This window comes from Kibdelosporangium phytohabitans, assembly GCF_001302585.1.
In the GTDB taxonomy this organism is placed as follows: Bacteria; Actinomycetota; Actinomycetes; order Mycobacteriales; family Pseudonocardiaceae; genus Kibdelosporangium; species Kibdelosporangium phytohabitans.
In genome coordinates this window covers 6,765,039-6,783,619 of the sequence record NZ_CP012752.1, presented here as the reverse complement: position 1 = coordinate 6,783,619, position 18,581 = coordinate 6,765,039, and the positions used below count along the sequence as shown (strand labels likewise).

The 18,581-nt window shown below is 69.4% G+C and carries 20 protein-coding genes and 1 pseudogene; 9 read left to right on the top strand and 12 right to left on the bottom strand.

Going from position 1 to position 18,581, the window contains the following annotated elements; all coding sequences use genetic code 11:
* Positions 1 to 19: 19 nt before the first annotated feature.
* Positions 20 to 997, top strand: a complete 978-nt coding sequence (selD, locus tag AOZ06_RS30595) for a selenide, water dikinase SelD (protein ID WP_054292570.1) — start codon at positions 20 to 22, stop codon at positions 995 to 997.
* A gap of 28 nt (positions 998 to 1,025) precedes the next feature.
* On the opposite strand, the gene AOZ06_RS30590 is transcribed toward selD, so the two are convergent.
* Positions 1,026 to 2,228: an MFS transporter gene (locus AOZ06_RS30590; protein ID WP_083472041.1), complete on the bottom strand. Its 1,203-nt coding sequence runs from the start codon at positions 2,226 to 2,228 to the stop codon at positions 1,026 to 1,028.
* A gap of 32 nt (positions 2,229 to 2,260) precedes the next feature.
* On the opposite strand from AOZ06_RS30590, the gene AOZ06_RS30585 reads away from it, so the two are divergent.
* Positions 2,261 to 3,298: a LacI family DNA-binding transcriptional regulator gene (locus AOZ06_RS30585; protein ID WP_063810137.1), complete on the top strand. Its 1,038-nt coding sequence runs from the start codon at positions 2,261 to 2,263 to the stop codon at positions 3,296 to 3,298.
* A 3-nt stretch (positions 3,299 to 3,301) separates the two neighbouring features.
* Here the strand turns inward: AOZ06_RS30585 and AOZ06_RS30580 are convergent, their stop codons facing one another.
* From AOZ06_RS30580 to AOZ06_RS30575, 3 genes are all read right to left on the bottom strand, one after another.
* Positions 3,302 to 4,738, bottom strand: coding sequence for an MDR family MFS transporter (locus AOZ06_RS30580; RefSeq protein WP_417999906.1), 1,437 nt, complete (start codon positions 4,736 to 4,738; stop codon positions 3,302 to 3,304).
* A 271-nt stretch (positions 4,739 to 5,009) separates the two neighbouring features.
* A complete protein-coding gene (locus tag AOZ06_RS60440; RefSeq protein ID WP_225954717.1) occupies positions 5,010 to 5,225 on the bottom strand; it encodes a hypothetical protein in 216 nt (71 codons plus the stop codon).
* A gap of 40 nt (positions 5,226 to 5,265) precedes the next feature.
* Positions 5,266 to 6,318, bottom strand: coding sequence for an AMP-binding protein (locus AOZ06_RS30575; RefSeq protein ID WP_269465374.1), 1,053 nt, complete (start codon positions 6,316 to 6,318; stop codon positions 5,266 to 5,268).
* Between the two features lie 26 nt (positions 6,319 to 6,344).
* Here AOZ06_RS30575 and AOZ06_RS30570 point away from each other — a divergent pair, with 26 nt between their 5' ends.
* Positions 6,345 to 6,833, top strand: coding sequence for an acyltransferase domain-containing protein (locus AOZ06_RS30570; protein WP_054292567.1), 489 nt, complete (start codon positions 6,345 to 6,347; stop codon positions 6,831 to 6,833).
* A gap of 253 nt (positions 6,834 to 7,086) precedes the next feature.
* Complete coding sequence (locus tag AOZ06_RS30565; protein WP_054292566.1) at positions 7,087 to 8,130, top strand: Rv2578c family radical SAM protein; 1,044 nt, start codon at positions 7,087 to 7,089, stop codon at positions 8,128 to 8,130.
* 5 nt (positions 8,131 to 8,135) lie between these two features.
* On the opposite strand, the gene AOZ06_RS30560 is transcribed toward AOZ06_RS30565, so the two are convergent.
* On the bottom strand, positions 8,136 to 8,771 hold the full coding sequence (locus AOZ06_RS30560) for a TetR/AcrR family transcriptional regulator (protein WP_054292565.1): 636 nt from the start codon (positions 8,769 to 8,771) through the stop codon (positions 8,136 to 8,138).
* Between the two features lie 78 nt (positions 8,772 to 8,849).
* On the opposite strand from AOZ06_RS30560, the gene AOZ06_RS30555 reads away from it, so the two are divergent.
* Together AOZ06_RS30555 and AOZ06_RS30550 are read left to right on the top strand one after the other, a co-directional pair.
* The gene (locus tag AOZ06_RS30555) at positions 8,850 to 9,188 is read left to right on the top strand and encodes a hypothetical protein (RefSeq protein ID WP_054292564.1); all 339 of its coding nucleotides are present in this window, start codon (positions 8,850 to 8,852) and stop codon (positions 9,186 to 9,188) included.
* 24 nt (positions 9,189 to 9,212) lie between these two features.
* Positions 9,213 to 9,641 (top strand): hypothetical protein, encoded by a 429-nt coding sequence (locus tag AOZ06_RS30550; protein WP_054292563.1) that lies wholly within the window; start codon positions 9,213 to 9,215, stop codon positions 9,639 to 9,641.
* Positions 9,642 to 9,652: 11 nt separating this feature from the next.
* Here the strand turns inward: AOZ06_RS30550 and AOZ06_RS30545 are convergent, their stop codons facing one another.
* The 6 genes and pseudogenes from AOZ06_RS30545 to AOZ06_RS59160 all read right to left on the bottom strand — a co-directional run bounded on the left by AOZ06_RS30545 (position 9,653) and on the right by AOZ06_RS59160 (position 12,517).
* Positions 9,653 to 10,069 (bottom strand): aromatic-ring hydroxylase C-terminal domain-containing protein, encoded by a 417-nt coding sequence (locus AOZ06_RS30545; protein WP_169798823.1) that lies wholly within the window; start codon positions 10,067 to 10,069, stop codon positions 9,653 to 9,655.
* A complete protein-coding gene (locus AOZ06_RS62245; protein WP_083472040.1) occupies positions 9,966 to 10,475 on the bottom strand; it encodes an FAD-dependent monooxygenase in 510 nt (169 codons plus the stop codon). The genes AOZ06_RS30545 and AOZ06_RS62245 overlap by 104 nt, the downstream gene beginning before the upstream one ends.
* On the bottom strand, positions 10,454 to 10,579 hold the full coding sequence (locus AOZ06_RS61350) for a hypothetical protein (protein ID WP_257721430.1): 126 nt from the start codon (positions 10,577 to 10,579) through the stop codon (positions 10,454 to 10,456). Before AOZ06_RS61350 ends, AOZ06_RS62245 begins: the two co-directional genes overlap by 22 nt.
* The gene (locus tag AOZ06_RS30535) at positions 10,576 to 11,298 is read right to left on the bottom strand and encodes an LLM class flavin-dependent oxidoreductase (protein WP_218921802.1); all 723 of its coding nucleotides are present in this window, start codon (positions 11,296 to 11,298) and stop codon (positions 10,576 to 10,578) included. Before AOZ06_RS30535 ends, AOZ06_RS61350 begins: the two co-directional genes overlap by 4 nt.
* An 8-nt stretch (positions 11,299 to 11,306) precedes the next feature.
* Positions 11,307 to 11,666 (bottom strand): annotated as a pseudogene (locus AOZ06_RS30530) (NADPH-dependent FMN reductase); the annotation flags it as partial.
* A complete protein-coding gene (locus tag AOZ06_RS59160) occupies positions 11,645 to 12,517 on the bottom strand; it encodes an FAD-dependent monooxygenase (RefSeq protein ID WP_236952462.1) in 873 nt (290 codons plus the stop codon). The pseudogene AOZ06_RS30530 and the gene AOZ06_RS59160, both read right to left, overlap by 22 nt.
* Positions 12,518 to 12,707: 190 nt before the next feature.
* On the opposite strand from AOZ06_RS59160, the gene AOZ06_RS30520 reads away from it, so the two are divergent.
* On the top strand, positions 12,708 to 13,799 hold the full coding sequence (locus AOZ06_RS30520; RefSeq protein WP_157233346.1) for a cytochrome P450: 1,092 nt from the start codon (positions 12,708 to 12,710) through the stop codon (positions 13,797 to 13,799).
* Positions 13,800 to 13,904: 105 nt separating this feature from the next.
* Here AOZ06_RS30520 and AOZ06_RS30515 read toward each other — a convergent pair whose 3' ends face one another.
* Entirely contained in the window at positions 13,905 to 14,549 is a 645-nt protein-coding gene (locus tag AOZ06_RS30515) for a class I SAM-dependent methyltransferase (protein WP_218921800.1), read from the bottom strand.
* 90 nt (positions 14,550 to 14,639) lie between these two features.
* Here AOZ06_RS30515 and AOZ06_RS30510 point away from each other — a divergent pair, with 90 nt between their 5' ends.
* Both AOZ06_RS30510 and AOZ06_RS30505 read left to right on the top strand, forming a co-directional pair.
* A complete protein-coding gene (locus AOZ06_RS30510) occupies positions 14,640 to 15,971 on the top strand; it encodes an SWIM zinc finger family protein (protein WP_054292558.1) in 1,332 nt (443 codons plus the stop codon).
* A complete protein-coding gene (locus AOZ06_RS30505; protein WP_054292557.1) occupies positions 15,968 to 18,526 on the top strand; it encodes a DUF7824 domain-containing protein in 2,559 nt (852 codons plus the stop codon). Before AOZ06_RS30510 ends, AOZ06_RS30505 begins: the two co-directional genes overlap by 4 nt.
* Positions 18,527 to 18,581 lie beyond the last annotated feature (55 nt).

Here is an 18,581-nt window from a genome sequence, read left to right as displayed (position 1 = left end):
ATCGTGCCACTATGACCGCATGACGGTCAGGCTCACACAATACGCGCATGGTGGCGGGTGTGCTTGCAAGATCCCGCCGGGTGAACTCGAAGAGGTGGTACGAGGCCTGCACGGCCCGGCCGACGACCTGCTCGTCGGCCTCGACAGCGGGGACGACGCCGCCGTGGTGCGGCTGCGCGACGGCCTCGCCGTGGTCGCCACGACCGACTTCTTCACGCCCGTCGTGGACGACGCCTACGACTGGGGGCGGATCGCGGCGGCCAACGCGCTGTCCGATGTGTATGCCATGGGCGGAATGCCGCTTGTCGCGCTGAACCTGTTGGCGTGGCCACGTGACGTGCTGCCGTTGGAACTCGCCGCGGAGGCGCTGCGCGGCGGCTACGACATCGCCCGTTCGGTGGGCTGTCACGTCGGCGGCGGGCACAGCGTGGACGACGTGGAACCCAAGTACGGCATGGCAGTGACCGGCACCGCCGACCCCGAACGGTTGCTGCGCAACGACGCCGGGCGGGCCGGGGTGCCGTTGTCGCTGACCAAGCCGCTGGGTCTCGGCGTGCTCAACAACCGGCACAAGGCAACAGGGGAGGTGTTCGACCACGCTGTGGCCACAATGGTCACGCTCAACGACACCGCCTCGCGGGCCGCGCTGGCCGCGGGCATCACGTGCGCCACGGACGTGACCGGCTTCGGCCTGCTCGGGCACGCCTGCAAACTGGCCAGGGCCAGCGGCGTCACCGCCGTGATCGACGCGGCCGCGGTGCCGTACCTGGACGGCGCCAGGCAGGCACTGCGCGACGGCTACGTCAGCGGCGGCACCGAACGAAACCTCGACTGGGTGCGCCCGCACACCGACCTGACCGCCGTGGACGAGTCCGAGGCGTTGCTGCTCGCCGACGCGCAGACCTCCGGCGGTCTGCTGCTGGCCGGGGAGGTCCCCGGCGCTGCCGTGATCGGGGAGCTGGTGCCGCGCGGCGAGCACGCCGTGGTGATTCGTTGACGCAGGCTTCCGCGGTGCGCTTTCGTGCTCAGGTTTGCGCGCAGCGCACAGGTTCCGCTGGGCGGGCGCTGAAACCGCTGAGGCGCACCAGGATCGGTGTCAGGGCGAACAGGGCGACGGACAGGGCGGCGACGGCCAGCATCGCGCCGCGCATGCCGACTGCTTCGGCCCACGCTCCGACGTACACCGGGCCCAGCAGGAAACCGAGATAGGCCACGGTCGTCACGACCGAGGTCGCGCGGCCCCGGCGTGACTCGTCGACGTTGCGCGACACCACACTGACAATCGTCGGGAACAACACCGCCGTTCCCGCCGCGGCTGTCGCGAGACCCAGTGCCGCGACGAACAACGTGGACGCGGCGGCGATCACCACTGTTCCGGTCGCGGCGGTCGCGGCGCCGATGAGCAGCACCGCGCGGGCGTTCACGACCTTGAGGCCGCCGGTGACGAAGCGCGTGACCGCGACCGTCGCGGCGAACACGGCGGGCGCGACAGCACTCAGTCCCGCACCGGACTGGAGTTCGTCACGGGCGAAGACCGCGCTCCAGCTCTGGTGCGCGTTCTCGGCGGCGAACGCGAGCGCGCCGAGCACCCCGATGATCACCAAGGGGGCGATTCGCCACGGTCCGAGCGACACCGACTCCGTGGGCGTGTGGTCGTACCCGGCTGCGTGCGCGGGGATCGACCTGAGCAGTACGGCCCCGGCCGCCAGGGCGACGACAGCGACGGCGGCGAACGAGACCACGAGCGGTAGCCCGGCTGCCAGCCCGGTCGCGAGGCTGCTGAGCACCACCAGGCTGGAGAAGACCCCGTGGGCGCGGATGATCACGGGCCGCCCGGCGATCCTTTCGGCGCGGCCCGCGATCGCGTTCATGGCCACGTCGCCCGCGCCGCTCGTCGCACCGACCACGGCCAGGCCGGCGCACAGGCTCACCAGGTCCACCGCGGTCAGCACCAGGCCGACGCCCACCAGTCCGAGTGCGCCGGTGGTCGCGGCCGTCAACCGCAGGCCCCAGCGGTCGAGCGCCCTGCCCATCACCAGCATCGCGGGTAACGCACCGGCGCCGACGAACAGCAGCGCGAAGCCGAGCTGTCCGGCGCTGATGCCTGCCTGGTCACGCACGCGTGGCACGGCGGCGCCCCACAGCCCCCAGAACGCGCCGAAGGCGGCGAACGCCAGGTAAGCCGAGACGATCATCGGGCGCGCCGCGCCGGGGAGTGGTCCACCCATATGTGTAACGATACACATCTAAACTCGCCGCCATGGGACCCAAGCGCGTGACCCTGGCACAAGTGGCCGAACTGGCCGGTGTGTCGGTCATGACGGCGTCCTACACCTACAACCAGCCCAACAGGGTGTCCGACCAGGCGCGATCCAAGGTGCTCGGCGCCGCGGCCCAGCTCGGATACGCCGGACCGGACCCGAGCGCCCGGTCACTGCGGCGCGGCAGCACCCGCACGCTCGGCGTCGTGCTGGGGGAGCACCTGAGCTACGCGTTCGACGATCCGCAAGCGGTGTCGTTCCTGGCCGGTATCGCCGACGTCTGCGCCGGTCACGGCTACGGAGTGACGATCGTGCCGATCACGGGCGCCGCGGACGACGTCACGCGTGTCCGGGACGCGGCCGTCGACGGGTTCATCGTGTGGACCACCGCCGACGACGACCCGATCATCGCGGCCGTACGCGCGACCAAACGACCAGCGGTGGTGCACGGCGGGCCCGCGGTGCGTGGCTTGGGTCTGGTGACCATCGACAACCGCGCCGCCGCCTACGCGGTGGGGCTTGTCGTGTTCGCGGGCGCCGAGCGGCCGGCAGTGGTGAGCTGTCCGTTGTCGCGTGAACGGATCAGCACCATCGAACCGGGGATCGATCCCGCGGGCGTGTTGTTCGCGGTGACGCGGCACCGGCTGGAGGGCTATCGGCAAGCCGCCGAGGAACTCGGCATCGCGTGGCACGACGTGGTCGTCGCGGTGTGTTCACGCAATGACGTGACCGAGGCCGAGCACGTCACGGCGACCTTGCTGGCGTCCGGCGCACCGCCGGACGCCATCGCCGCCATGAGCGACGAGCAGGCGGCCGGGGTTGTCCGAGCCGCTCACGCCGTCGGCCGCGTCATCCCTGACGACATGACCGTGTCCGGTTGGGATGACGCCGCCGTGGCGGAGCGACTCGGCCTGACGACCGTGGCGCAGTCGCTGCGAGACCAAGGCGCGGCGTGCGCACACGCCGCGCTTGGCGGGAAACCCGACTCGTACGCCGAGTCGTGGTCGGTCGTTCGCAGGACCAGTACTCGCGGTTGACCGTCAGTGCGCGACGGCCGGGCTGCCCTCGCTCGTCTCAGCCCGGTTGGGCAGCATGAACGTGAGCACGAGCGTGACCACCGCGAAGGCGACCATCACGCCGAAGGCCACCCGCATACCGCCCAGTTGCGCCGCTTCGACGGTGGCGCCCTCCGACACGAGCTGGGTGCTGCGCGTGGACAGCACGGTGACGGTCAGCGCGGTTCCGAACGCACCCGCGAGCTGCTGCAACGAGCCGAGCATCGAGCTGCCGTGCGAGTACAGGTGAGCGGGCAGTGCGCCCATGCCGATCGTGAAGGTCGGCGTGAACATCGCCGCGAGGCTGATCATCAGCACGATGTGCAGGGCCAGGATCTGCCAGTACGGCATCGTCAGCGAGAACATGGTGAACCCGGCCAGGGACAGCAGCGCGCCGATCGCGCCGGGCACCACCAGCGGACGCCCGCCGAACCGGTCGAAGACCTTGCCGAAGGTCGGCCCGAGCAGGCCCATCGCCAGGCCGCCCGGAATCAGCAGCAGACCGGTCAGCAACGGGCTCAGGTGACGCAGGTTCTGCAGGTACAGCGGCAGCAGGAACATCGCGCCGAGCATCGACAGGAACCCGATGGACGCCAGCGCCAGCGAGATCCGGAAGGTGCGGTGGCCGAGGGTGCGCAGGTCCAGCAGCGGCGAGTCGGTGCGCTGCAGCTTCACCTGACGGAACGCGAACACCGCGACGAGGATGGCCCCGGCGGCGGCGATACCGATGCCCAGGCCGATCTCGTTCTCGCCGAACAGGCTCAGGCCGTACACCACGCCGCCCATGCCGAGCGCCGCCACGACGACGCTGAACCAGTCGATCGAGGTGACCTGCGGTTCACCGATGTTGGTCATCTTGCGCAGGCCGAACACGGTGATCAGCGCGGCGATCGGCAGCACCACCACGAACAGCAGGCGCCACGACCCGACCTGGAGGATGAACCCGGACACTGTGGGCCCGAGCGCGGGCGCCACGGAGATGGCGAGCATGACGTTGCCCATCACCCGGCCACGGTCCTCTTCGGGCACGACGGTCATCAGCGTGGTCATCAGCAGCGGCATCATCACCGCCGTGCCCGACGCCTGCACGATGCGGCCGAGCAGCAGCGCCAGGAACGTCGGCGCGATCGCCGAGATGACGGTTCCGGCGATGAACACGGTCATGGCGACCATGTAGGCCTGCCGGGTGGTGAACCGCTGCAGGAACCAGCCGGTCATCGGGATCACGGCCGCCATCGTCAGCATGAAGGCGGTGGACACCCACTGCGCGGACTGCTGGGTGACGTGCAGCGACTCCATCAGCCGCGGAATCGCGTTGAGCATGATCGTCTCGTTGAGGATGACCACGAACGTGGCCAGCACCAACAGCCGCACCACAGCGGGTGTGCGGCCGGCCGATCTGGCCGGTCGTTCTTCGGTCACAGCTGACATGGTGCTACCTCGCTGGTTTCCTGCTCGCATTCGCCGCGCAACCCCCAGGCTGCCCCGGCACGGACATCGGTCTGTTTACCCCGGCAGACCGACACAACCGTCCAAACTCATCGGCCGCGGCAAGTCTTCCCGATCCGGGCGACGACTTCACCCGAATATGGCTCCGGGTGCGGCGAGTTGGCCGAAACCGCAGGCCCAGCGCGTGTTTCAGCTCAGCGAGAATAGGAAATTCACCCCGAGTCTCCAGCAGGGGTGACCTCGATCACCCTCGAGCGGTGAACGAGTCGGAGAGAGCCCGACGGTCTACCTTTCCGTTCTGGTTCAGCGGGAATGTGTCGAACGCGGTGACCGTGCGCGGCACCATGTAGGACGGCAAACCGGCGCTCAGCGCGGTGAGGCGGGCGTCAGGGTCCTGAACTGTGCCCGTATAGGCGGCGACGAGCTCGGTTTCGTCACGCCCGCGCAGCGCGATGACCACCGCGCGTCGGTGATGCCGGGCTGCCTGCGCATGACCGCTTCTATTTCGCCGAGTTCCACCCGGTAGCCGCGGATTTCACCTGGTGGTCGATCCGTCCGAGATGCACGAGCTGACCGTCGCAACAGGTCACCCGGTCACCGGTCCGGTACCAGTGCGCGTCGGTCAGTTCGGTCGAGCCGTCGTGGATTTGTTCGTCCTCGCCGAGGAAGCGGCCGGTGTTGTCCGCTTTGTCGAGGTAGCCGGGGAATCGTTGCGGCCCGCGCAGGCACAGTTCGCCGTCGTCCAGGACCAGGTGTTCCAACCGCGGGTAGGGAGTGCCGATCGGGACTGTGCCATTGGGTGGCTCACCGCAGAACATGCTCCACCGCAGCCCCGGCATGCCACCTGGCCGCAACGCCTTCATCCGGTGAGCCAACGAGATCACCGACGGGACCGAGTTCCAGTGCGTGACCCGGGCGCGGTTGACGAACCGCACGGGTGACAACAAGCCGCCACGGGTTGGCACGACCAGCGTCGCACCGGAACCCCACGCGATGAACATGTCGTACACCGACGGGTCGAACGTCAACTCGAAGAACTGGGAGAACCGTGCACCCGGACCAGCCTCGTAGCGGGGGATCACGTGGGACAGATACGACGTCACGTTCCGGTGCGCGATACACACACCCTTCGGCGCTTCCGTCGAACCGGAAGTGAACAGGATGTAGGCGATGTCGTCCGCACACGCGGTGGACGCCGGAAGCGTGGGCGGCGGTCCGTCGGCTCGGCGCGCGTGCACCACGGGGACCGGGACAGCAGGCGTGTCCTGATCGGTGAGTACGACGTCCATCGCGGACATCTGGGCGACGGTGGCGTTGCGCGCGGGCGGGAACGACGGGTTGAGCGGGACGACGGTCGCGCCGAGCCGCTGGATGGCCAGATAACCCGCGTACGCGAGCACAGTCCGTGCCGCCAGAAGACCGACCCGGCGGGGAACGTCGCCGGTCCGTGCGACCAGCTGACCGGCGACGTGATCGGCGAGGTCGGACAGCTCGCGGTAGGTCAGCCGCTCCGGGCCGACCTCCAGCGCGATCCGCTCCGGGCCGTCGGCCACGGACGCGGCGAGGTGGCCTGCTCGCCGTGTCGGCGGCGGCGAGTGACGTCGAACGCCACCTCGACGCCCACAGCCACGACTCGGGTGTGGGCATCGCGGCGATCAACGCGCCTCGCCTGACCGTGGTCTCCGGCCCGGAGGCGGAGCTGGTTCGTGTCCGGGAGGTGTTGTCGGCCAACGGGATCGGCTCGATGCGGGTGGGTTCCCGGCAGCCTTTCCACTGCCCCGCGGTCGCGGCGGCGGGGGAGAAGTTCGAGGCGGGGTTCGCCGGCGTGACCCTGCGCCCGGCCCGGATCCCGATCGTCTCGACGAGGACAGCCAGCCTGGTCACGCCGGAGCAGGCCGTGACCCCGGGGTTCTGGGCACGGCAACTCGACGCGCCAGTGCTGTTCTGGCCCGCTGTGGGTGCTCTTTTCGACATCGGTGACCACACCGTCGTGGAGGCCGGTCCGGGAAAGGGGTTCTCCATGCTGGCAAGAAACATCCCGCCGTGCGCGGCAAGCGCAGCAGCGTGATCTCGCTGTCCCCGACGCGGGCCGGCGGCACGTTGACGGCGTGGCGCAAGGGGCTCGACCAGGTCACCGGCTGACACACGGCGCGCCGCCCCGCTGCCCGGATCCGGCAGTGGGGCGGTTGAGCCAGTGCGGGCTGGACCATCAGGTCCGTCATGATCAGTAGATCAGGTGGATCTTGACATCATATTGGACTATATGGTCCTCTTTTCGGTGTCAGGGCGGCGCGCCCACGGGAGGAACGGACCACAGAGCCATGGCCATACGTTGGGACGCCCAACGCCTCGACGCGACGAACACCGGTACCCTGCCCGGCCTGGCCCGGCTGTCGACGTTCGTCCGGAGCGTCCGGACGCCGGAGTTCCACGGCGTCACCTTCCACGAGATCCTCGCCAAGAGCGCGCTGAACCACGTGCCGACCGACGCGCGGATGCTGCCGGGCGAGTGGACGATCAACCCCTACCGGGGCTGCACCCACGCGTGCCGTTACTGCTTCGCCCGCAACACCCACACGCGGCTCGAGCTGAACACCGCCGACGACTTCGACCGCGAGATCATCGTCAAGACGAACATCGTCGAGGTGCTGCGCGACGAACTGAAACGCAAACGCACCCTGCCGCCGCGCGTGGCGTTCGGCACCAACACGGACGTGTACCAGCGCGCGGAAGGCCGTTACGCGCTCATGCCCGGGATCATCGACGCACTCGCCGACGCGCGGATCCCGTTCTCGATCCTGACCAAGGGCACGCTGATCCGCCGCGACCTCGACCGCCTGCGCGGGGCCAGCGCGGTGACCACAGTGCACCTGGGGTTGTCGATCTCGATCCTCGACGAACGGCTCCAGCAGTCCGTCGAGCCGGGGACCGCGACCACGGCAGCCAGACTGGCCACGGTACGAGCCATCAGGGACGCCGGGATGGAGTGCACGGTCTTCATGGCGCCGATCCTCCCGTTGATGACCGACCAGCCGGCGCAACTCGAAGAGCTGGTGGGCGCCGTCGCCGACGCCGGCGCGACCACCGTGCTCTACACACCGCTGTACCTGGCGAGCGGCGTGAAGGAGGTGTTCTTCGGCTGGCTCCGCGGCGCACGTCCTGACCTGCTCGAACGCTACAGCGAGGTGTACGCGAAAGGGTCCGCCACCTCGCGCCGCTACCGCGACTGGCTCAGCGACCGGATCCGGCCGATCATCGCCGCGCACGGGTTCCCCGATCCCGACGAGACCATCGAGGACAAGTTCGCGCTCAACGGCCGGACAGCCGTCACCCCCGTGTTCACCCCGCAACCCACCTTGTTCTGAGCGGTTCAGCGCCGGGCGAAGGATTCGACGTGCGCCAAGGCCATGTCCAGCGCGACGGCCATCGGACGGGAGTTGTGCCCGTTCTGGGCGAGCAGGTAACCGCCCTGCAGCGCGGCGAGCAGCCCGGTCGCGAGATCGTCCGGTTTGGCGTCGGCGCTGAGAACACCGAGCTCCCGCAGCCGGATCAACGCCCCGGCGAGCAGGCGCTGCCATGTGTCGAAAGCCGCGGCGAGCGCCTCGCGGGACTTCTCGTCGCTGTCGGACAGTTCGATGGACATCGAGCCCAGCGTGCACCCGTACGCGCCGCCCTGCAGCGAACAGGTCTGCACGACGGCGTTGCGCCAGCGGCGCAGCCCGCCGAGCGTCCGGACACGGCCCAGGCTGTCCTCCTCACGGGCGAGCACGATCTTCGCCTGCACGTCGATCACGGCGTGGATCAGCTCGGCCTTGTCCTGGAAGTGGTTGTACAGCTGGGACTTGCTGGTGCCACTCGCGGTGCGGACGTCGTCGAGGGTGGTGGCGCTGACACCTTTGACGTAGAACAGCCGGGCCGCCGACTGGACGATCCGCGAACGGGTCTGCACGCCCCGTGCGGTGCGGGGCGTCCGGGAGGTCTCGCGCTCGGCGCTGTCCGCGGGCATGGTCGCTCTCGTCCTGGTCGGCATCCGGGTTCGCGCCGAGCATATCGACGTGGATCATGACGCCGGTATGCTGCCGCCGTGGAGCCCTTGGAGCTGGAGTTCGGCAAGTTGTTGTTCCGCTACGACCGCGGGATCTTCGAAGTCTTCAGCCTCCCGCCGAGTTCCATGCCCGACGTCCGCGTCCCGGTGCGCTGGCTGGGTGTGCGGCTGGACTTCTTCAAGGGCAGGCAGGTCAAGGGCTCGATCCGGATCGGCACGGTCAAGTCGCCGACCGAGCCGCTGTTCGCGCGGATCCCCGACAACCTGGAGCTCACGTACACCTACAACCCGGGGGTACGCGTGCAGCCCGAGGACGAGCCGTTGCTGCGCCAGTACTTCACCGAGATCGCCACCCGTGCCGACCGGACGGTCGACTGAGCTTGAACCGGTAGCCTCCGCACCATGGTGAACCTGCTGTCCGTCGGGCGCTCGACAGCCGATCCGGCCATGGACGACTGGTACATCGACGGCTTCCCCCTGGCCCGGTTGATGTCCCGGTTCGACTGCGAAGGTCCGGCCCCGCGCGGCGACGGTTTCCTCGCCACGCGCCATCCCGACGACCTGCGCGCCCTGCTCGGACGGCCCGCACCAAGCCAACTCCCCGCGAGAGTGCCGTTGTACGGCTGTTCGCGATGCGGCGCCATCGAATGCGGTGTCTTCGCCGTCCGCGTGACCTATGACCGGGACAAGGCCACGGTCAGCTGGACCGACTTCGCGTGGGAGTACGGCAGCGACCCGGCGCCCGGACCGTCACCGGACTACGCCGCACTCCCGACGATCACGTTCGACCTCGTGAAGTACGAGACCGTGATCCGTCAACTGCTGCACTGACGCCCGCTGTGTCAGCGGGCGAGGATCGTACGCAGGGTCCTGGCCAGGGACTCCGCCGCGTCGGTGACCGGCCCCGGGCTGCGCCACGCGACGAAACCGTCCGGGCGGACCAGCACGATCCCGTCCGGGGTGATGCCGTGGGCCGCGTCCAGGTCGGTGTCGCTGTGCAGGTGCGCGCCGATGCGGTACGTCTGCACCGGCAGGCCTTCACCCGCGTGCTGCCATGTCCCGGCTGAGCCGACGAGGGCGACGAAGTCCCGGCCGTAGAGGTCCAGTGTGGAGATCGGGCGGCCGGAGAACGTGGCACGCACGTGCGGTGCCCGGCTACCGGGCTGTCCGCGGAGCTGGGCGGGCAGCGGCGCGACATTGCCACCGGGGTCGGCCACGGCGTCCGAGCAGTACCGGAAACCCAAGGTCGTCGCTTCCATCCGCTTCGACCGTGTATTCGCCGTCGTCGTCGACGACAGTGGCTGTGACACTGTCCGCGGAGGCGTCGAAGGACCTCAGTTCCGTGCCGAAGCACACCATCGCACCGAGCGCTTCGGCACGGTCACGGAGTATGCCTTCGAAACGGTCCTGCGCGATCGACACGGCCGTGCACGGGCTCATCGGGTTCTTCGTGCGGGCGTCGCCATGGCGCATGACGGCGTGTTCCAGGCCGACTTGGCGCAGGACTTCCATCGTGCGCGGGTTGACCGCGCGTGACGCGGGACGGCGGGGGAGATCTGCGTGGCGTTCCACGACTACGCTCTGCACACCGTGCCAGGCGAGGAACACCGCGGCCGACAGTCCGGTGAGGCCGCCTCCCGCCACTAGGACCTGGGTGCGTGGCATTCGTCCTCCTCGATCGATGCGGTGACGGCCGGCACGACCTCGGCGGCGAACACGTCGATCTGCCTGCCGTTGTCCTCCTGCGGCCAGAACACGAAACCGTTCATGCCGCACTTGCCGACGAGTTCCACGATCCGCTCGGTCCACTGCCGCGCGAGCCGTGCAACGGCAGCGCCGACGGGGAACCGATCCGCCCGGCGAGGTTGTAGACCTTGCGGATCGAGCCGGGCGGGCGGCCCGCGAGGGTGGCGGCGGTGTCGATCCGGGCGGACGCCGCGGGCAGCTTGTCGAGCCCCATGTGCAGCAGCGACGGCTGCCAGCCGTCCGCCTTGGTGCCGACCAGGTCGAGCATCCGGGGACCGTTGGCGCCCAGCCAGATCTCCAGCTTCCGGCTCGGTGCCGGACCGAACCGCGGGGACGTCCACAGTGAACGGACCAGGTCGATCGCGTCGCTCACCGCGTCCACGGCCTCGCCGGGCGTCCGGCGCGGACCACCCATCGAGACGATGTCGTCCCAGAACGCCCCGGCGCCGAGCCCGAGCCGCACCCGGCCGCCGGTCAGCGAATCCAGGCTGGCGGCGGACTTCGCGAGCATCGCGGGCGGGCGCAACGGCAGGTTCGCGACGGTGGGGACGAAAGCCACCCGGGTTGTGCCGGCAGCCAGGAACGTCAGCAGTGTCCACGTGTCGTGGTACTCCGGGCGGTACGGGTGGTCCTGGATCGTGACCAGGTCAAGCCCGGCCCGGTCGATCCGTCGCGCCAGCCGCAGCGCCTGCGTGGGATCGGCGTGCGTGGGTTTGATGTTCGCGCCGAAGACGAGGTCCATGGCTCTCCTCAGGTCTGGTAGGGGCGTTTGGCTCGTGCTTCGCGTAGTGCCGTCGCCCACCAGGAGAGTTGATCGAGCATGCCCTTCGCTGCCGCGTCGCACCCCTCGCGGTCGTACGGTATGCCGTGCTCGTCGAAGCAGGCGCCGTGGAAGCTCACGGTGTCCCGGATGGGCACGGCGTGCAGCTCGCCGAACACCAGCCGCGGCTGCTCGACCGCGCGCAGACCTCCCGACCTGCCGCCATAGGACACGAACCCGACCGGTTTGGCGTGCCACTCGGCGAAGTGCCAGTCGATCGCGTTCTTCAACACGGCAGGGAAGCTGCGGTTGTACTCCGGTGTGACGATCACGAACGCGTCGGCCGCGGCCGGGGTGTGATCGTGTCCTGGATGCTGACGTTCATGCCCTGGCCGCCCGCGGGCAGGTGGATGTGCGCCGAATCCCCGGCCAGCAGGACCCGGCCGAGCCGGTAGTTGGTCACCTGCCGGACCGCGTCGCCGTAGGCGCTGGTCCACACCGGGGTGCCAGTCGAGATGTCCTCACCGGTCAACCGCATCCACGCCGCCGCGATCTCCTCGAACGGCGCGGGCCCGGTGCGTTGCCTCGGCGCGCTGCCGTGCTCGCAGATGATCAACCGCACCAGGTCGTCGCTGAGGTGACCCGCCATGACCAGACCGCCGGGCACCGTTTCGCCGAACTTGCGCTCCTGCACGCGAACGCCGCGCACGTCGGCGAGGAATATCTCCATCGTCGCCGGCGTGCCGGGGAAGTCGAAACCGGCGCTCTTGCGCACCTTGCTGCGCCCGCCGTCACACCCCACCAGGTAGGCGCACCGCAGCCGGTAGCCACCGGCCGGGCCGCGCACCTCGATCTCGACCGCGTCGTCGTTCTGCGTCAGGGAAAGCAGCTCGTGGCCGCGGCGGATCTCAGCGCCCTGCTCGACTGCCCACTTCTCCAGGACCTCCTCCGTCTGCGACTGCAACACCGACTTGTTCGCCAGGTGCGCGCCGTCGAGGCCGCCGAGGTTCAACGGCAGGCCATCGAAGTGGTGGTGCGCCGTGGTGGTCAGCTCGCCGAACCGCGGCAGTAAACCCCGCTGGTCCAGCACTTCCATGGTGCGCACCGTGAAACCGAGCCCGCGCGACTCGCCCGACGGCCTGGCGAGCTTCTCGGTGACGATGACGTCGACACCGGCGAGCCGCAGCTCGCCCGCCAGCATCAGGCCCGCCGGGCCCGCGCCTGCGACGACAACGGCAGTGTCCATGTCCTTCTCCCGTGGCAAGCGATTCGGCATGCGGAAATCGACGGCGGCTGAAAAGTTCCGCTGCCGGAAACGTAGGTCCGCGGGCGGACAAGGGGAAAGGCTTCCGTCGGCAGGGGACATCCAGGGCGTCGGCCCGGTGACCCTGGTGACCATCCCCACCGGACAGACAGCCTACCTGGTGACCCGCTACCGTGACGCGGTGCACGTGCTGTCCGACCCGGTCTTCAGCCGTCAGGAAGTGTTCCGCACCAGGGGAACCAACTACACCGGCCCCGGTGCCAGCAGCACCGGCGACATGCTACTGGACATGGACCCGCCGCAGCACACGCGAATCCGCGGCCTGGTGGCGAAGGCGTTCTCCCGCCGCCGTGTCGAGAGCATGCGGCCGGGCGTGCGGCAGATGGTCGACGGTCTGCTCGACGACCTCGCCGAGCAGGGACCACCGGCGGACCTGGTCGACGCGTTGTGCCTGCCGCTGCCGATCACCGTTGTCTGCCAGCTGCTCGGCGTGTCCTACGACGACCGCGGCTGGTTCCAGGAGTGGTCGATGATCCTGGCGTCGACGGCCGACACCGCGGAGACGAAACTGACCGCGGTGAACGAGCTGCGCTCGTACCTGTCGGAGATCATCGCCGCCAAACGCAAGTCTCCCAAGGAGGATCTGCTCAGCGAGCTCGTGTCGGCGCGTGCCGACGAGCGGATGACCGAGGAGGAGCTGATCAACCTCGGTGTGTCGCTGCTGCCCGCCGGATACGAGACAACCGCCAACCAGATGTGCAAGAGCATCCACGCTTTGCTGCTGCGGCCGCAGGAGTACACGGCGTTGGCCGCCAACCCGGACGGGGTGCCCGCGGCGTCGGAAGAGCTGATGCGGTTGTACCCGTCGGTGCTGACGCCCGGATTCCGTGTGCCCACAGAGGACGTGACCGTCGGCGACGTGCCGATCCCGGCAGGCAGCCTGGTCATCGTGTCGGACGCGCTGGCCAGCCGTGATCCCGAGATCTTCGCCCGTGCGCAGGAGATGGACCTCAGGCGCGGCAACAACCCGCACCTCGCGTTCGGGCACGGACTGCACTTCTGCCTCGGCGCCGCGCTGGCCCGTGTCGAGCTGGAGGTCGCGATGACCGGCCTGGTCACCCGGTTCCCGGGGCTGCGCCTCGCGGTCGAGCCGGACACCATCCGCTGGCACACCCAGCGCCGGTTCCGCGGGCCGTCCGAACTGCCCGTGACGTGGTGAGCCAGGGCCTGCATCGAAGTCCCGTCCGCGATAGCCGAGCCGGACGCGGTCGCCAGGAACCACCCCGCTGAAGCCCGACTCCGGCCTCCGGCCAGGGGCAGACTCTCATCGAACGGAGACTTCGATACAGGCCTGACCGCGCGTGATCGTCGCCAGCCAGGCCGGTGCGCCGCTGTCGCCGTGGAACCTCGTCAGGACCCGGTCCGGTTCGATGGCGGCGACGGCCCACCCGGTTTGGCTGGTGAACGCTTCTCGCAGGTCGTCGCGGCTGATGGGGTGTGGTCCGGTGTCAGGGCCCGCATCGCTGAAGCACAACACGTACAAGGTGGCGCCGGGCTTGGCCACTGTGCTGAGGCTCGCGGCGTACCGTGGTCGCTCGTCAGCGTCGAACGTGTGGAACAGGCCGCAGTCCAGGACGGTGTCGAACGTCCGGCCCAGTCGGTGCAAGCCGAGCGCGTCGGCGACGGTGAACTCGGCGTTGCGGCCCTGTGCGTTCTCCGCGGCGATCGCCAGTGCCGTCTCGGCGACGTCGAAGCCGAGCACCGGCAACCCCAGCGAGGCGACGTGCAGCGCGTTCTCGCCCGTTCCGCAGCCCGCGTCGAGCACCGCTCCCGTGAAGCCGCCCGCGGCTGCCAGGCGCACGACCGCCGGTTGCGGGCCGCCGACGTCCCACGGCGCCGGTCCGTCCTGATAGGACGCGTCCCACGGCAGGCCGGTCATCCGCTCGTGACTGGTCGGCTCGCGCGTCATCGTCGTCCCCTTCCCGCGACTGCCTGTTGCTGACCAGCGACTTTACCGGCGATCCCGGAATTGTCAGACTCTGCCCGTAAGGTCTCGATCATGACAGTAGTGGCACAGGAATACCGCTACCTGCGGTCGTCGGAACTGACCGGCGGGCTGCTGGGGCTGCAGACATCGGGTGGCACGGCGCTGCGCCGCCCGGTGGACAACCCGGTGTTCTTCAAGGGGTTCCTGACCGAACCGGCAGCCGCGGCGGCGTGCCTGCACTCGGTGGCGAAGGTCGCGGCGAGCCGGTACTTCCAGCCGACCCAGGTCCGCCTGCGCGACCCGGTGGTCACGTGCAACGGCGACCGGTTGCGGTTCGAGTCGTTCGCGAGCTGCTGCGGCGTCTACGCCCGGCTCGACGTGCTCTCCGCCGGGCTCGACGGCGAGGTCCTCGACCGCGGCACCACGAACGTCGACGTCAACGAGCCGTTGCGGCGGATGCTCGCCCGGGTGGGCAGCGGCGACCCGTTGCGGCTCGCGGTCGGCCCCGACGAGGTCACCGTGACCACAATGGACGGTGTGGCAGTCGAGAAGAAGGTCGAGCTGCCCCAGCGGTGGTTGCGTGGATTCGCGGAACTGCAGGTCATCACGGCGGGCTTCGAACCGCGCGTCGAACTGCCGGTCGCGGAGGCCGCCCGGTTCCTGCGGTCGCTGTCGTCGTCGTCCCGGTCGCGCGGCGCGTCCTGGGCCGTGCCTGCCGGCCGGTCCTTGCGGCTGGCCGCGCGACCGGCGCCCGGGGCCGTGTGCCTGGCCGGGCCGCAACGGCTTGAGGCGTTGCTGCCGCTGCTGCGTCATGCGAAGTCGTTGCGTGTGTACGGCCCGGCCGTGGACGCGCGCAGCCTGCCGTGCGCGAGCGCGTGGGAGCTCGCGTTGCCGGGGATGGCGTTCGTTCTCGTGTTGTCGCCCGAGGTCAACCGCGGGTTCTCCGGGGAGGGCGCGGTGCTGGACTTCCTGGCGGGAGACGATGTCGGGCAGGACGCGGAGCTGGTGGGGGCGTTGCTCGAGTTCGAACCGCGGGTGGAGCCCGGCGACCTGGCCGAGCGGTCGGGGCTGTCGCGCGAGCGTGTCCGAGCCGCGCTGGTGCAGCTCGGGGTGAGCGGACGGGTGGGATACGACCTGGCTGAAGCGTCGTACTTCCACCGTGAGCTGCCGTATGACGCCGAGTCGGTCGAGCAGTTCAACCCACGGCTGCGCAACGCACGGGCGCTGGTCGAGGCGGGTGCGGTGACAGGTGAGGGCGATGTGTTGTCAGTGAAGGGATATCAGGTGAGGTTCCAGGGGTCGGGCGCGTCGTGCACGTGCGCGTGGTGGCTGGACTACCGCGGCACTCGCGGTAAGTGCAAACACGTTCTGGCGGCCGAGATCGTGCGGGGGAGCGGGCGATGAGCGACTGGGCGGAACTGGAAGAGCTGCTGCGGAAACAGGACTACGACAAGCTGGTCGTGGCGGTGCAGGGCCTTGACGCCGCTGGACGCAAGGCGCTCGTCGACCCGGTCAAGGCGTTCGAGAAGCGCGCGCGGGACTTCCAGGAACGGCTGTGGCACCTGCGTGGCGGGTTGTCGATCGTCGGTGCCGGGGTCCTGCCCGGCGCGTCGGCGGTCGCGCCATGGCTGGTGCGCAACGGTTTCTGGAACAGCGTCGACATTCACAACAGGCGCAGCAAGATCGACATAGTCGACGCCGTGTTACAGGTCCTGAAGGCCAGGGACGTGCCGTGGTTGCCCGATCTGGTGCAGCGCCTCGCCGCGCGGCTGTCGGCCAGGCGGTTCGACGAGCGCCTGTTCCGGATGGTGACCGAACTGCTGGCGGTGACGGACACCGAGCCGCCGTTGACCGACGGGATGGTGCACGGACTGGCTCTCCGCGATTACTGGTCGCGCGGGGACGACGTCGATCCCCGCTGGCTGGCCGTGGTTCCGCGGATGTTCGAGGTGGTCGGGGTAGGCCGGGTGTTCGACTCGTCCGGGCGCTACGAGCAGGGCTGGCCGGTGAGGCTCGCCGGCTGGGCGGCGGATGGCCGGGTCGATCGTGCCGCGGTGATCGACGGCGCGATCGCCGCGCTGCAGCGTGGTGGCCGTCAGGGCGATGTCCGTGGCTACCTCCGGGTCTACGAAGCGCTTGACCTGGATCTGGCCGAGGTCGTCGAGCGTGTACGTGACTACGTGCCGCTGTTGGCCGATGCCCATTCGTCGGTCGCGGGCGTCGCGCAGCGCGAGCTGTTCCGTGCTGACGACGCCGGGCAACTGGAGATCGAACTGCTGCTCGACGCCAGCCGGGCGGTGTTCTTCCGGCCGGAGAAGAAGCTGGTCCGTGCCCAGACAGCCCGGCTCGGCGCGGTGATCTCCCGTGAGCCCGGGCACGCCGACGGCGTGCTGGGTGCGCTCGCAGCCCTGTTCGAGCACGACGCGGCGGACCTCCAGGCGAAAGCGCTGGACATGGCGATCGCGCACGCCTCGGCCGCGTCGCACCAGGCAAGGGACGAGCTCGCCGTCGCCGCCAGTGCGTTGCCCGCGGACCTCCGCGCCAAGGCCGCGAAGGCATTCGGCGCGGTCGACGCCCAGGACGCGCCGGTGACGACGTTGCTGCCCGCGCCGGACGAGCCGGAGTTCCCCGCGCCGATCGAGTCGCTGTGCGATCTGGTCGACGAGCTCCAGGCCCACCGCGCCGGGATCTACGAAAACGTGGACATGGCCAGGGTGGAGAGGCTCATCGCGGCGGTGGTGGTGTTCGCGGACCGTGACAGGGAAGGCCTGCGCGCGGCGGTGGAGCAGTACTTCGCGGGAAGCTGGTACCCGCATCAGGGGCACCGGGACTGGAGCTCGATCGACCACTGGCACCAGCTCAGCGAGCAGGAGGAGTTCGCTTCGCTGATCAGCGCGGCAGCCGCGCCGTGCGACGCCGCTGTCACGACGCCGTACCCACCGCCCGACGCAGTGGTGGGCGAGAAACAGTGGCGTCACCAGCTGGCGGAGAACAACCTGCTTGCCCCACAACGTGTTCTCGTCCTCCGGCTGCATGAGATCTCGGTGGGCCTCGCCTATGCGCCCAGGCCGATGCTGGTCGCGACACCGACGCACCGCAACGGCCTGATCGACTCGGAAGTCCTGCTGGAGCGCCTGACCCAGGCGGCAGCCGAAGGCTGGGAGCCGTGGGAACACGACCTCACCCAAGCCCTGCTCCGCCTGCCGAACGAACACGACGCGGCAGTAGCCACCCGTGCCGACGCGCTGGGCACCGACGCGGGCAAACGCCTCGCGCACTGGCTGAGCAACGACGGCACGATCAGCGAAGCCGGCACCCTCGGTGAAATCCTCGCCGCTCAGCCAGTCCTGCGCGACTGGTACCGCGTGAACGAGTTCCACACCGCCTGGTCAACCCTGCTGCCCGCACACACCGAACACATAGCCATGCACATGGCGCCCGTCCTGTACGAGAAAACCCTGCGGGGCCGAGGCGGCAGCCCGATGCTCACCGCCCTCAGCCGCGCAGCCGGCAAGATGGGGGAGCACTGCGCACGAGCGTTCGCCCACGGCCTGGACGCCCATGACAAGAATGACCGCGCAGAGGCCGTCGACGCCTTACTCGTCCTGGCGGCTCGAGACCGCTGGAACCCAGAAGCGCTCGGCGAACAAGTGGGTCGGCTCGCAGCCGAGGTCGAACTCAGCCTCAACCGGGTCGTCCCTTGTCTCCGAGACCTGTCCCAGTCCGGCGCAGCGTCTCTCGTCTGGCACACGATCGCCGCGGCCCTCCCACCCATGCTGTCCCCAGACCTGGAACGGCCGCCCCAACGCCTCGCCGACCTGCTGGCCCTCGCAGTAGAACTGGTCGAACAGGTCAGGCCGACAGCGCCAATCCCAGAACTGGCCGCCATAACCAACCGCCGCGGCACAAGCAGAACCGTCACCGAAGCAAAGCGCCTGGCAGCAGCCCTCCCGTCATAGAAAAAGCGGACCAACCCACCCCACCCATGCCACACTGACCCCATGCCCAACGCGT

Bases quoted from the DNA above. Each gene is read 5' to 3' on its own strand.
- AOZ06_RS30510 (WP_054292558.1), top strand. From the start codon at position 14,640: ATGACAGTAGTGGCACAGGAATACCGCTACCTGCGGTCGTCGGAACTG.
- AOZ06_RS30550 (WP_054292563.1), top strand. From the start codon at position 9,213: ATGGTGAACCTGCTGTCCGTCGGGCGCTCGACAGCCGATCCGGCCATG.
- AOZ06_RS30545 (WP_169798823.1), bottom strand. From the start codon at position 10,069: ATGGAAGCGACGACCTTGGGTTTCCGGTACTGCTCGGACGCCGTGGCC.
- AOZ06_RS30535 (WP_218921802.1), bottom strand. From the start codon at position 11,298: ATGGACCTCGTCTTCGGCGCGAACATCAAACCCACGCACGCCGATCCC.
- AOZ06_RS30560 (WP_054292565.1), bottom strand. From the start codon at position 8,771: ATGCCCGCGGACAGCGCCGAGCGCGAGACCTCCCGGACGCCCCGCACC.
- AOZ06_RS59160 (WP_236952462.1), bottom strand. From the start codon at position 12,517: ATGCTGGCGGGCGAGCTGCGGCTCGCCGGTGTCGACGTCATCGTCACC.
- AOZ06_RS30590 (WP_083472041.1), bottom strand. From the start codon at position 2,228: ATGGGTGGACCACTCCCCGGCGCGGCGCGCCCGATGATCGTCTCGGCT.
- AOZ06_RS30515 (WP_218921800.1), bottom strand. From the start codon at position 14,549: ATGACGCGCGAGCCGACCAGTCACGAGCGGATGACCGGCCTGCCGTGG.
- AOZ06_RS61350 (WP_257721430.1), bottom strand. From the start codon at position 10,579: ATGAACGGTTTCGTGTTCTGGCCGCAGGAGGACAACGGCAGGCAGATC.
- AOZ06_RS30565 (WP_054292566.1), top strand. From the start codon at position 7,087: ATGGCCATACGTTGGGACGCCCAACGCCTCGACGCGACGAACACCGGT.
- AOZ06_RS30505 (WP_054292557.1), top strand. From the start codon at position 15,968: ATGAGCGACTGGGCGGAACTGGAAGAGCTGCTGCGGAAACAGGACTAC.
- selD (WP_054292570.1), top strand. From the start codon at position 20: ATGACGGTCAGGCTCACACAATACGCGCATGGTGGCGGGTGTGCTTGC.
- AOZ06_RS30585 (WP_063810137.1), top strand. From the start codon at position 2,261: ATGGGACCCAAGCGCGTGACCCTGGCACAAGTGGCCGAACTGGCCGGT.
- AOZ06_RS62245 (WP_083472040.1), bottom strand. From the start codon at position 10,475: ATGCCACGCACCCAGGTCCTAGTGGCGGGAGGCGGCCTCACCGGACTG.